This window comes from Nostoc sp., from assembly GCF_036919675.1.
In the GTDB taxonomy this organism is placed as follows: Bacteria; Cyanobacteriota; Cyanobacteriia; order Cyanobacteriales; family Nostocaceae; genus Nostoc.
The window spans coordinates 26,241-38,695 of the sequence record NZ_JBALCP010000064.1; the positions used below are offsets into that span (position 1 = coordinate 26,241).

Here is a 12,455-nt window from a genome sequence, read left to right on the forward strand (position 1 = left end):
GGCGCACAGCTAGCTATGCGCCCTAACTATGTTTATTTATAAAATCACGGGTTTTGTGGGGGCATCAAGTTTTATCCGAACCGTCTTGGGACAACAAGGGCTTCCCCAACAAACTTGCCCAGAAGGCATATTAGTAAAAACACTGCTACGAGCGCCAATCACAGCATTAGCCCCGATTTGCACTCCCGGCCCAACAAAACAATCTGCTGCCACCCATGCACCATTGTTAATAGTAATACTCGCTGTTTTCAACCCAAAGGCAGGGTCTTGGATATCATGACTACCAGTACACAGGTAACTTTTTTGGGAAATTACGCAGTGTTCACCGATGTGGATCTGATCGAGGCTGTATAAAACTACGTTATCTCCAATCCAACTGTAGTTGCCAATGGTAACTTTCCAGGGGTAGGTAAAGCGGGCGGTAGGTCGAATTAATACGCCTTTACCTATTTGAGCACCAAATAGTCGTAGCAAAGCACAACGCAGAATATTTAACGGTTGAGGAGTCAGGGGAAAGGCGATCGCTTGTACAAACCACCATAAGAAAATATACCAGCTTGGACGTCCCCGATCAAACCAAAACTGGTCATATTTGCGTAAATCTACGAAAGCGTCATTAGTCATTAGTTATTTATCAGGAATCAATGGTCAATAGCTTTCCTTCTGCTCCCCTGCTCCCCTGCTCCCCATCTCCTTCCTTTGGGCTAGTTGCAGTATTTAAGTGACCACCACAGTTGCGTAATTCGTAAAGCTTAACGCCAATTTGATATTCATATTGACTCAGCAAGCGTGCATAGATATATCCTGCTTTGCCATCCAAAAAACCACGTTGAATAATATAAAATAAAACAAACCGTAAAATGGGTTTAAATGGTAGGCGTACCCACACTTTTTTCAAAAAGCGCTTGCGTTGGACTGCATCACCAAATAGATTGGCATCGATAGTACCGCTATTATCTTTACCTGTGAGAATATTAAGATAAACACTGGCTTCCCAGTTGGAATAGCGGTTGTGTCGTTCTAACCAGTGGTAAAGGTCGCGGAAGTCCTCGTGGAGCATATCATTTTTGAGATACTCAACTTTGCCCTGCAAAATCACATGTTCGTGAACTTCATTGTCACCAGTGTTGGCAATATCTTCTGTATGTAGATTTTCGTAGCGACCCTTTTTATGCTGAAATAAACGTAGATTCCAATCGGGATATTTCCCACCGTAACGAATCCATTTTCCTAAGAAAAATACGCGGCGGTTGAGATAATAACCTGCATATTCCTTGTTTTGAATTGCTTGGTCAATTTCTTCCCAAAGTTGAGGAGTGATGCGCTCATCACAATCTACAATTAGTACCCATTCGTTGCGGAACGGTAGATTATCTAAAGACCAATTTTTCTTTTTGGGCCAGCGTCCATTGAAGCTGAATTGCACGACATTTACACCGTGACTTTTAGCAATTTCAACACTGTTGTCGGTACTTTGAGAATCTACTACAAATATTTCATCGGCTCTGGTGAGACTTGCGAGACAGGCAGGCAAGTTTACTTGTTCATTTTTTGCCGGAATTAGTACTGAAACTGGTATTTTAGATGGCATACTAGTAGAAATTATGTTATTAGTTATTTCTTATTTGATGTGGATAAAAGACCCTGAATAGCAGCATTTAAGTAACCAATCTGACCGTAAGCATATACAAGTTTGTCAAACCGTTCTGCTGGATCAGAAAAATATTGCAATGCCTTATACAAGCCGCGCACAAACCGTTCGCTACCTCGCTGCAATTGAGCGATTCCAGCTTTACCAGCGAGTTGTTCTCGATAGCATTCACTAATACCCTGCCACCAGCCTCGGTTTAAAAACCAGGAGCGTTGGAGGCGCTCTGGGGCAACATTGTGAGCGACTAGTGCTTCGGGAAGATAAGCGACTTGCCAAGCACGCTGTAGGGCAAATTCGGTCATTTGCAGTTCTTCATTTGATAATAGATTTTTCCCTACTCGACCGAGATGAGGATCAAAACCGCCAATTTCATCCAGGAAACTGCGGCGGATGGAGTAATTTAAGCCTCTAGGTGTTAAGCCAGGTTGCTCGATGTAGATGCTACTGTCACCCAAATCGTATGCACCCAGATTTGCAGCTAGCCCTGGAGACAGCCACCGTGGTTGTTGGATTCCTGGGGGCCATAGGAGAGTGACTTTGCCACCTGCGATCGCTAGTTTAGAATTATTGTAATAGGCAAAATATAAAACTTGTAGCCAGCCAGGGCTGGCAACCGCATCGTCATCCAGATAAGCAAGAATATCACCAGTGGCTACTTTTGCACCCGTGTTGCGGGCGACAGATAAACCGATGGTGGGTTCAAATACATACTTCAGACGCGGATTGTGGGCCCTTTGTTCTACAACCTCACGGGTGCGATCGCTAGACCCATTATCAACTACCACAATTTCAAAGTCAGCAGCAAAATCCTGCGCTAAAAGACTATCAATTGCAGCCCCTAAATAGGTATCTCGATTGTAGGTACAGATAATGGCAGAGATTTGCGTGTCTGGCATAGATTTAATTTTGGATTTGAGATTTGAGACTTCGGTTACGCCCTTCGACGCAGCTCAGGCTAAACTCAGTCGAACGATTTTAGATAAAAATCTTAAATCCACCGCATAGCTACTGAAAGTCAATCTAAACCAAAAATTACCAATCTACCAACCGAGTTTCTTCGGAAATAATCTTTAAAACTTTACGTTTGTTGAATATGACTGTGTAAAACTACAAGTGTTTGGGCTAGTTGACTTAGACGAGTTTCCAAAGATTGCTTGCGCCCCAACAGTTGACGTAACTTTTGGTAACGCGCGATCGCCATGCTAACATTGGCAACCTGATCCGCTGGACATGGGCGCGACCAGACTTTACCAGCATCGTCCACACCACAGAGGCGATAGCCAGTAATAGATGATTGATAAGATACTTTCCCTCCAGTGGCGCAAATTTCTTCTACGTAGTTCATCAGGCGGTCAACTTCTGCGTGGCGCAGTGTTGCAGTTCCTCCCGGTTCTGGTTCGGTGGGATTGGATTCTAACCAGCCATTGACAATTGGACCTTCTAAGTAAATATCCTGAATTTGCTCCAAGATATTTTGCAGTCCTGTTTGCCAACTGGCGACACTTTCCTGAATTTCTTGCAATAGATTCATCGCCAATGCTGGATTAGCTCCGTGGCGATGGCTACTAAAGCTCGGAGTTTTCAACTTGGGTAGGCTGGGTGTTTTGCTACCATTCTCTTGTGCTTGAAAGGTCTGCACGGAGTCATGGTGAGGAAAGAAATTTTCTTCAGGGGGATAATCACTCTCAGTATCTACACTGAGGTCAACTGTTTGTCCTTGTGGATTGAGTTCCCCATCCTGGGAGGATGGAGTCTGTGTACTTTCTGTGGGTTCGTTGGCTCCGACGCTGATTCTAAAGGAGAAAGGTCGTTTTGTCGAATCACCTGCTTCGGCGGCAGAGGCAGTGCCGCGATTCCCTAAATCGTGTAGAGTTGCTTCAATACGTTTTAAGCCTGCGTTCATAAAGACATCCTAAAGTTTGCTGTCCCCAATGGTGTTGAATAATTAAGAATGGGGTTGTTGGGATTTTCGGCTTTTGCCAGTTGTAACATCAATGATGCTGGTGCTAATTTTATCCCTTAAAAGTTATTTGAAACCAAAAATCTCACCCACAAAGTAAAAACTGCGGTGATAAATTGCAATTAGTACAATGTGGTGAAAGTTTGCCTACTTTCAACTTGGGGATTTTGCCCCAAGTCTTGCTAATTGAAATGGTAGCCGAATTTACGCGCCCGTTGTACTAGCTACTTATTGTTAAGATACTCAGGAAACAACTTTGGGTAAAATCATTTTAGTAACAGGGCCAGCACGATCTGGTAAAAGTGAATGGGCGGAAACTCTGGCTATGCAGTCAGGAAAAGCAGTTGTTTACGTAGCAACAGCCACCGATAACCCAGATGACCAAGAGTGGCATCAACGCATTTTAGAACACCAACAACGTCGTCCCCAAGACTGGGTAACTTTATCTGTACCTGTGGAACTGTCTGCTACCCTTGCTGATGCAAAACCTTATACCTGCCTTTTAGTTGATTCTTTAGGAACTTGGGTTGCTAATCTTTTAGAACAAGACGAACCTACCTGGGAAAGTATCCTTACAGAGTTATTAGAAACGGTGGATCTTGTTGCTGCTGATATGGTGTTTGTAGCAGAAGAGGTTGGCTGGGGTGTGGTGCCAGCTTATCCGATTGGAAGGACGTTCCGCGATCGCCTGGGTTCTTTGGTGCGCCAGCTAAGTGCGTTCAGCGAAACTGTTTATTTAGTGACTGGTGGTCATGTTCTCAATCTGGGCGTCCTTGGTTCGCCATTGCCAAATAAAGGGGAAGGAGGAGTGAGGAGTCAAGATTCTTAACTCTTGATTCAAATTAATCCAAAATCTAAAATCTAAAATCTAAAATTGTAATATGGCAACTAAACAAGAAGTTAGAGGATACCTCGCCTACTGGTTTCAGTTGGGTAAGAAATTGATTACGGCCAACGGTAAGGCAAGCTTTTTGCCCCAATCGGTGCTAGATGGCGATCGCTATAGTGAAGAATTTGAAGAGTGCTGGCAAAAAATTCTCTCACCCGATTCGGGTGATTGTTACCTAGAGGGTACGCAAGAAACCATTGCTGAACTTTTGACATCAGCATGGGATATGGTGGCTTGTGGCCGTTGCAGTATGCCAGTAGCCGCGCGAAACGTCGGGATGCCGACATTGTTATGCCCCTGCAATAATTTACCTAACTGGCCTAATACCGAATTACCAGCACCGCGAGAGCCAATTAAGACTCAAGACCAACTCAAAACAATTCGCGAGCGGCTTGTAGATAATATTGCGTAAACAAACAACCAATTTGTAAATCTGACAAGTTTTTTCTAATTATTTGATTATTTTTATTTCTTCTGTAGTGGCTTTTAGTCCCACCACAGAACTTTTGTATGTTTGTGCTAGGGATGCACAGTTAAAAAGGCGGTTATATTAGAAACCGCGTCTACACAAACAAAACCCGCCTATCGTACTTGCGCTGCACTCCGCGCACCATAGGGGTTTCAAAATATTGATTTTCTATTAGTCCGCAGAGGCGCAGAGAAGCCAGTGCGTTGCGGGAGTTCCCCCGTTGTAGCAACTGGCCAGGCACAGAGAGAAGGAAAAAATGCTTAACTGAACTGTATTGGGTTTTGTACATGGTTTTTTCTCATTTGTGAGAAATCCAGGTTAGTTCACTTTGGTGGTTGAGAATTTGGCGTTGGACAAGTTTTATTAGCAAAATCACACTGATAAATATATGGTTCTTGCCAACTCAGAGGAATTTCTAATAAGTCTCGCGTTCCTGTCATCCCTTGTCCAATAAATAGCAACAAAGCAATACAGTTTAAAATCGTATGGACGATGCGCCAGCGATTGGACTTATCTTGATAAATATCTTGAACAATTGCTAATGAAAAAATCATCAGCAATGCTGCGGTAATGCCAATATAATAATGTGACCAATACCACTCATTCGTCAGGCGATATACTCCATCCTGACAGCCTATAATTACTAAACCTGCACCAGTTAAAGTGGCAAAAACTGCCCGCCACAACCGCTGCTTTGCCCGATAAAGAAATACTAAAGAGGCGATAGTAGCAGCAAACATTAACACGATAAAAACAACTTGAAAAGGTGTTTTATTCCACAATTGATTTTTGATAATATTTTTGCCAATAGGATAGCTTAATCCGATTAGAGTTAGTCCGACAACTGCACTTGTTAGTCTTTCACCTAACTGCTTATGTTCTCCACCCACCACTGGAGGAATTTTGCTCTTACTCCCGGCTAAAATTTGCAATCTGCGTTGGCGTGTTTGCCAAGCAAAATTAACCACTGTACCGATGAGTGGAAATACGAATATAATTGCGATCGCTGGATGTAAAAGACCAAGAAAATCTGTTAATTGCATACAACACCTTTCAAGGAATCATTAAATTAATATCAAATGACAATATAAAACATCAGATTATCACTTAAATTAATTTCAGATGAGAATCTGTTTAAGATTTATTTTTGTTATTCTTAGATTATTTTAAGAAAGTAAGTATTTGAATATTTTATAAAAGATTATAACTTTTATGAACAGTTTTTCTGCCCATCCGCATGAAGCATCTAATGTGTAGCTTCCCACGCTATCTATCAACTGGCAAATAACTTATTCTTAGGTGGGATATTACGTCGGCGCAACTTAGGAAATTTAGTCAATTTCCAAACCGAATAATAGTTGTCGCTGTAAACAATATCTGTCTTTAATTTATACTTTTTTTCAATTGTTTCGCGCCAAGTATCTGAAGGATTGAATAAAAATACATCAGCAAAACCATCAGGAATTTTGGGAATTTTTTGGTTATTCACCAACAGAAATCGCACTTTTGGTTCCAAAAGATAGCTCAGAGAAAAGACATTCCCATAATTGTCGCCCAAAGCATCACTAATCAAAAGTGGACGAGTGGTTTGGTTAATGATTTGGGCAACTTGTGGATTGCCATAGCTCATACCCTTATTCCACCAAGTTTCTGCCTGGGAACTCACCTTATAAGAAATTAGACCACAAATAATTACTAATACCATGATTATGTGCCAAATGCTTCGGCGTGACGCGTTCCCATTATATAGTTGCGTAGCTAGTAGGTAAGCAACAGCCACTTGGATTCCTAAATAAGATGGTATTAAATATGGCTCGCTAGATGATTGTATACCCCCAACAATTAAATCTGGCAGTATTAAGGGTAGTGCTGGTACCACAATTAATATGATGATAAACAACCAGACTTTATAATTAGTTGTTTGACAAAGAAAATAAATTGAATATCCTACCAAAGTTAAAACTAATGGTGTAATTAAATAGCCTGCAAAATTGTCTAAACTAAGGTCTACATCAAAAAAAATCCGGCTTAACTGCATCAGCAAAAATGGAAATATAGGTATCAAAGATGATTGGGTTGTTATCTTCTCTGCTGAAATCAAAAATTGAAAAAAGTCACCCATCACAATTGTTATCCAAGGCATGAAAGCTAAAAAACCTACCAGTGATGCTAACAGATAAGTTCTGACAGTTCCCGTCAACTGAAATTTGGCGATGCTCATGACATAAATTCCGTGAGCAACTGCTACAAATCCACTCCAAAGAAATGTATAAAGACTGATGGTTAAAGTTACTGCATAAATACTCCAGATAGCGAATAAATCTGGTCGTTGTCGTTTTTTTACTAACTCATCTTTATCTTGTGATTCCAGCCGCATTGCTCGCAGCAGAGACGCACTGGATAGCAATATGGTGACTAACCAGAGAATATATTCTTGTGCTTCTTGAGCGTATACTAGGTGAATTGGAGAAATTGCCATGAGTGCGATCGCTACACCAGGAACTGATAACGGCACATTAAATAATTCTCGGCATAGCCAATAAACACAAGGGAAAACCAGCAAACTGATGAACACAGATAAACTTCTAATCGCCGTCACCGAATTACCAAAGATTTCCATCCACAATCTGGCTATTATGTAATAAAGTGGTGGATGGTGAGAATCTTCTTTTGCCAAAGTCATGATTGTGTCATTTAAGTTTTTTTGTTGATTTGCACCTTGAAACTGGGCAAAACTTTCTCCAGCAATGACACGATTATTAAAAATTTGCTGTTTTACTTCAGTTATTGTGTAACCAGAAATTCGTAATGAAGTATAAGTTTCATCATGCCAGTAAACTTTGCCATCAAGGTTAAAAAAGCGAAACAATATACCCATCGTTAATAAGAAAATAATTAAAAATCGCAACCAACTCGGAGCAAATTTGAGATGGCGCATAAGTAGTTTTCCTAATAACTTGTTTAAAATAATCCAGTCAGCAAAGAGGACTATTGGGACTCTTGAGACAACCCCATATCTAATATTGGGGCTTGTAATATGGACACCTTGTATCTAGCACTACGTGTCTTTCCCCAAATCTTTTTTTGTATTCCATAATCTTTAGACAGGGGCTTGTACCGATATAGAACAAGGGTTTTTTCAACAGTCCCCAAGTCGTCCCAATCCGGTTCGGATAAGACTCAATCCCCCCAATCCCCCTTAAAATGTGGGGCTAAGAATGGCTCTATTTCTCCCTTACAAAGGGGAATCTTTAAGAATTGAGCAGCTTAACCGAAGCGGATTGAGAGTCATCTGATTTTAAATATTGACAATAAATACCTCTCTTCTATTAACTATGAAAACAATTGCATAAGGTTGTATCAAATACGGCAAAACTGACCTTTTTTTTACAGCCAAGATGCAGATGTAGAGTAAAATATCATAAATATTCCTATTCTTACAGTCCGTGTATGCAGACTTTGTTCCTGTAGCAGCGACTGAGCGCCATTAGGTAAAAAGATAATTTTTACAATATTTGGTAACGCCATCTAGCAAAGTCTTTGGTATTAGATATAGCTAAAAAATCAATAGTCTTAAAGTGTCGGTCAATAGCTGGAATACTGCATATTTTAGCTCCAATATTCAAGTATGCCTGCAAAATTTTGGGAATTTCAACATTATATGAATCTGGAAAATATTGAGGCATTTCTAGACAAGATTGTGAATTTGGATAAACCAAAATACTTGGATGCATCAAGCCATTTTGCTGAAAATAATCATAAGCGTAAGTAGCTTGCCAAGGACATTGTGTTAGTAATGATGCACAGCCAAAGAAATATTGGTTTCTACTCCAGATCAGATAATTTGCTAGCCCTTTCCATAGTAGTAAAAGTGCCTGACTGTTGCGGTATTCTTTAGCTATACATGCACGCCCAACTTCAACTGATGCCTGAAGCACAGAATGGGGAATCGCATTAAGATTAAATATATCGGCAGCATCAAAGCCTAGTCTTTGAGAAGCCATTGTATAGGTTTGCATCCGATAAGTTCCAATGGTTTTACCCGTTTGTTTGGAGATCAGGATTAAATGATGGCAAACTGCATCAAACTTATCTATATCCATCTGGGTAAAGTTAGAAGTAGAGAATCCCAACCCTAGTTCAAGATTAAAAACTTCAAACCGCAACCGAAAAATTGATTCTAGTTCTTCTTCAGTTGATGCTAGCCGTAGGGTATATTTTTCAGTTTGAAGGACAGGAAAATCTTCAAGAGGGAGAGGAGGATTCAGTGAGTAATTGATGTTGCGTCCAGAAACTTCCATCGATCTTCCTACTTAGATTTACGAAAATATCCTACTAGGATTTAGGCACTATACGAATAGCTCACATTATGCATTAATGTGTCGAAGCGTGATTGAGACGGTTTTCGATAAAAGAACCTCTAGAGAGGTTTTTTACTCTCTTGGATTAGGGGTAGAGTGCTTTTATTATGGACATTAATTCACCAAAAATCTGGCAATAAGATACAAAATTTTCCTTTGATATCCGCTATAAATGCAAATCAGCAAAGAAAGTCAAAATCAGGGCAGAAAGCCCCTGGATTTATCCGGGGGCTTGGATAATTTTGGTTGCGATGTGCTTTTGCCTTGGGCATTGCGTAGACGTAGCCCGTCGTAGACATCGCCTATGGTGGGCGGGTACGCGATCGCAATCTGCGGTAAATGCACTCTAAAATACTTAATCAATTACGGTGATTATTGCTGTAGTGAACCCTTGTACCTGCCCAAAGCAACTTCTCTCGCAGCGTCTGATAGTAGGAATTGTTCTCGCGCAAAATAATAAATTTAGCCCGACAATCTGCCATCCGCACATCAACGCGGTGTCCTGGCCAAATTGAAGTCCCCAAAACCCCATCTGTCCACAGCTTGGTACTCAAATCGTAATCCCCCAAAGGCCAAATACTCACCACAGAACCAGGGGGTAAAACCAGGGGGCGACTAGAAAGGCTCATTGCACAAATAGGAGTGATGGTAATCGCCTCCATACCATCATGCATAATTGGCCCATTGGCAGAAACCGTGTAACCAGTAGAACCTGTGGGAGTAGCAATTATTATCCCATCCCCGACGTATTGATCGACTACCTCACCGTCGATTTCCATTTCCAGAATTGAAGTAATCATCCGGTCAGCGGAGGCTGGTTTGACACAAAATTCATTCAAAGCCAGGTAATGCTCACTCACTGGCTCCAAATTAGACCCATGACCCTCGTACACAGCAGCTTGTAACATCATCCGTCGTTGGATAGCATAGCGATCCTCAAACAGTCGATCCCAAACTTTCTCCGTATCCTGAAACTCCTCCACTGACTCAGTTAAAAACCCCAGATGACCTCCCACATTCACTCCCAGAATTGGGATGCCAGCTGGAGCTAAATGTCTGGCACTGGTTAAAACAGTACCATCGCCACCGAGTACCAAAGCGAGATCGATTGGTTGAACCGCCGAAGCCAAAAAGACTGGATAGGGGTTGTCTTTCGGCCCGCTAGGCCCCATCAACACATTGCACTGGCGACTTTCTAGTTGTTTAGCACAGACTTCTGCCCATTCTTTACTCTGGGCATCCCGCGCTTTATAAGCAATGATTACCTGCTTGAGTTGCACGCAAAATTACCACTTCAGGAGATTAAACTGCTCCATATCGACGGTATCACGGTTACGATAAATGGCAAGCACGATCGCTAAACCCACCGCAGCCTCGGCCGCCGCCACGGTGATCACAAATACTGTGAAAACCTGACCTTTAATTAATGTTGAGTCGAGGAAGTTGGAAAATGCCATTAAATTCAGATTAACAGCATTGAGCAGTAACTCAATTGACATCAGCACCCGCACAGCGTTGCGGCTGGTAATTAAGCCGTAGATACCGATACAGAATAAAGCTGCTGCTAGTAATAAAAAGTACTGGAGTTGCATGAATCTGAGTATCCCTCCTGTAAAAACTGGCTTTTTCTCTGCGACTGAGGTCGCAAATCTTACTCTTTTGTTTCGCTGGTTGTTGATACTAGTTCTCTAGGGCGTTCTTGCAAAGTCAAAACAGTTTGCCCCAGTTCGGATAGCGTCACTTGATCTGGCAAATACTCGCGACGTGCCAAAATAATTGCTCCTACCATCGCTATCAGCAGCAAAATGGAAGCCAGTTCAAAAGGCAATAAAAAGTCAGTGAAGAAATGCTCTCCAATTAAAACTATAGAACTTTCACCACCCACCACAGGAGCAGTTGAGTAGGCCCAAGGAGTAGCCAGTACCATCGTACTTAAAAGAGCAAACAATCCTACACTGACTATACCTGTTAGCACTTTCCGCACCCAAGAGTTGGGAAATGCTACAAAATTCTCCCGCTTGTTCACCAACATAATGGCAAACAAAATCAACACGTTAACCGCCCCAACGTAAATCAGTATTTGTGCAGCTGCAACAAAATCAGCATTTAGCAACAGGTAGATTCCCGCTATGCTGATGAACACGCCCCCCAGCATAAAAGCAGAATAGACGATATTGGAGAACAGTACCACGCCAATCGCTGCCCCAATCATCATCACGCCCAGTATGCCAAGCGATACAAACTGTACTCCTTCCGCTAGATTCACTGTTTTTTGTCCTTAGTCAATCAATTTTGGATTTTAGATTTTAGACTTCGACTTACTTCGACTTACTTCGACTTCGCTCAGTACAAGTCGCTCAGTACAAGTCGCTCAGTCGAACGATTTTAGATTTTTGTTTTAATCCAAAATCACTAATCACAAATTTGCATGGTCATTGGTCATTGGTCGCTAGGAAAAGGACAAATGACATTTATTTTTCTGTTTGTTCCACAAGGTCTTCTGGACGCGCACCCGCACGTGGCGCATCCGCAGGCAGTCCGTGGGGTTCAAGGACGCCCTTGGGTAGGTAAACTAGTTCGCGTAGTGGTGTAACCATTGGGTCATCTGTTACCTTATAGGGCAAACGGCCCAGCGCCACGCTATCATAGTTCAATTCATGGCGATCGTAAGTGGAAAGCTCATACTCTTCTGTCATGGATAGACAGTTAGTGGGGCAAAATTCCACACAATTACCGCAAAAGATACAAACTCCAAAGTCAATGCTGTAGTGGTTGAGTTTTTTCTTTTTGCTGGCTTTGTCGAATTCCCAATCGACTACAGGCAGGTTAATCGGACAAACGCGAACACAAACTTCGCAGGCGATGCACTTATCAAATTCAAAGTGAATTCTACCGCGAAACCGTTCGCCAAGAATCAGTTTCTCGTAAGGGTACTGTACGGTAATCGGACGCCGCCGCATGTGGTCGAAGGTGACAGAAAGTCCCTGACCAATGTAACGCGCAGCTTGTACCGTTTCTTTGGCGTAATCACCAACTTGTTTCAGGAACTTTAGCATTTTGTGTCTCTCTCTTTTGGATTTTGGATTTTGGATTTTGAATTTTAGATTTCAGACTTAATCCAAAAT

General features: G+C 41.8%; 14 protein-coding genes. 2 read left to right on the forward strand and 12 right to left on the reverse strand.

Going from position 1 to position 12,455, the window contains the following annotated elements:
* Nucleotides 1–36 precede the first annotated feature (36 nt).
* The 4 genes from hpsU to V7K49_RS13495 form a co-directional block, all read right to left on the reverse strand.
* Entirely contained in the window at nt 37–624 is a 588-nt protein-coding gene (gene hpsU / locus V7K49_RS13480; protein WP_335205963.1) for a hormogonium polysaccharide biosynthesis acetyltransferase HpsU, read from the reverse strand.
* A 10-nt stretch (nt 625–634) separates the two neighbouring features.
* The gene (locus V7K49_RS13485) at nt 635–1,591 is read right to left on the reverse strand and encodes a glycosyltransferase family 2 protein (RefSeq protein WP_334874265.1); all 957 of its coding nucleotides are present in this window, start codon (nt 1,589–1,591) and stop codon (nt 635–637) included.
* A gap of 23 nt (nt 1,592–1,614) precedes the next feature.
* Nucleotides 1,615–2,547, reverse strand: coding sequence for a glycosyltransferase family A protein (locus tag V7K49_RS13490; protein WP_334874267.1), 933 nt, complete (start codon nt 2,545–2,547; stop codon nt 1,615–1,617).
* A 182-nt stretch (nt 2,548–2,729) separates the two neighbouring features.
* Nucleotides 2,730–3,554, reverse strand: a complete 825-nt coding sequence (locus V7K49_RS13495) for a hypothetical protein (RefSeq protein ID WP_335205964.1) — start codon at nt 3,552–3,554, stop codon at nt 2,730–2,732.
* Nucleotides 3,555–3,867: 313 nt separating this feature from the next.
* Here V7K49_RS13495 and cobU point away from each other — a divergent pair, with 313 nt between their 5' ends.
* Together cobU and V7K49_RS13505 are read left to right on the forward strand one after the other, a co-directional pair.
* Complete coding sequence (gene cobU / locus V7K49_RS13500; protein WP_334874270.1) at nt 3,868–4,440, forward strand: bifunctional adenosylcobinamide kinase/adenosylcobinamide-phosphate guanylyltransferase; 573 nt, start codon at nt 3,868–3,870, stop codon at nt 4,438–4,440.
* A gap of 52 nt (nt 4,441–4,492) precedes the next feature.
* The gene (locus V7K49_RS13505) at nt 4,493–4,912 is read left to right on the forward strand and encodes a hypothetical protein (protein WP_335205965.1); all 420 of its coding nucleotides are present in this window, start codon (nt 4,493–4,495) and stop codon (nt 4,910–4,912) included.
* Nucleotides 4,913–5,063: 151 nt separating this feature from the next.
* Here the strand turns inward: V7K49_RS13505 and V7K49_RS13510 are convergent, their stop codons facing one another.
* The 8 genes from V7K49_RS13510 to ndhI form a co-directional block, all read right to left on the reverse strand.
* The gene (locus V7K49_RS13510; protein ID WP_335205966.1) at nt 5,064–5,258 is read right to left on the reverse strand and encodes a hypothetical protein; all 195 of its coding nucleotides are present in this window, start codon (nt 5,256–5,258) and stop codon (nt 5,064–5,066) included.
* A 34-nt stretch (nt 5,259–5,292) separates the two neighbouring features.
* Nucleotides 5,293–6,012: a DUF4079 domain-containing protein gene (locus tag V7K49_RS13515; protein ID WP_335205967.1), complete on the reverse strand. Its 720-nt coding sequence runs from the start codon at nt 6,010–6,012 to the stop codon at nt 5,293–5,295.
* A 230-nt stretch (nt 6,013–6,242) separates the two neighbouring features.
* Nucleotides 6,243–7,907: a glycosyltransferase family 39 protein gene (locus V7K49_RS13520; RefSeq protein WP_335205968.1), complete on the reverse strand. Its 1,665-nt coding sequence runs from the start codon at nt 7,905–7,907 to the stop codon at nt 6,243–6,245.
* Nucleotides 7,908–8,475: 568 nt separating this feature from the next.
* On the reverse strand, nt 8,476–9,270 hold the full coding sequence (locus tag V7K49_RS13525) for a GNAT family N-acetyltransferase (protein ID WP_335205969.1): 795 nt from the start codon (nt 9,268–9,270) through the stop codon (nt 8,476–8,478).
* A 419-nt stretch (nt 9,271–9,689) separates the two neighbouring features.
* Entirely contained in the window at nt 9,690–10,610 is a 921-nt protein-coding gene (locus V7K49_RS13530; RefSeq protein ID WP_334874282.1) for an NAD(+) kinase, read from the reverse strand.
* A 6-nt stretch (nt 10,611–10,616) separates the two neighbouring features.
* Nucleotides 10,617–10,922 (reverse strand): NADH-quinone oxidoreductase subunit NuoK, encoded by a 306-nt coding sequence (gene nuoK / locus V7K49_RS13535; RefSeq protein ID WP_006199065.1) that lies wholly within the window; start codon nt 10,920–10,922, stop codon nt 10,617–10,619.
* A gap of 59 nt (nt 10,923–10,981) precedes the next feature.
* On the reverse strand, nt 10,982–11,596 hold the full coding sequence (locus V7K49_RS13540) for an NADH-quinone oxidoreductase subunit J (protein ID WP_334874284.1): 615 nt from the start codon (nt 11,594–11,596) through the stop codon (nt 10,982–10,984).
* Between the two features lie 205 nt (nt 11,597–11,801).
* A complete protein-coding gene (gene ndhI / locus V7K49_RS13545; RefSeq protein WP_273763572.1) occupies nt 11,802–12,386 on the reverse strand; it encodes an NAD(P)H-quinone oxidoreductase subunit I in 585 nt (194 codons plus the stop codon).
* Nucleotides 12,387–12,455: the final 69 nt, after the last annotated feature.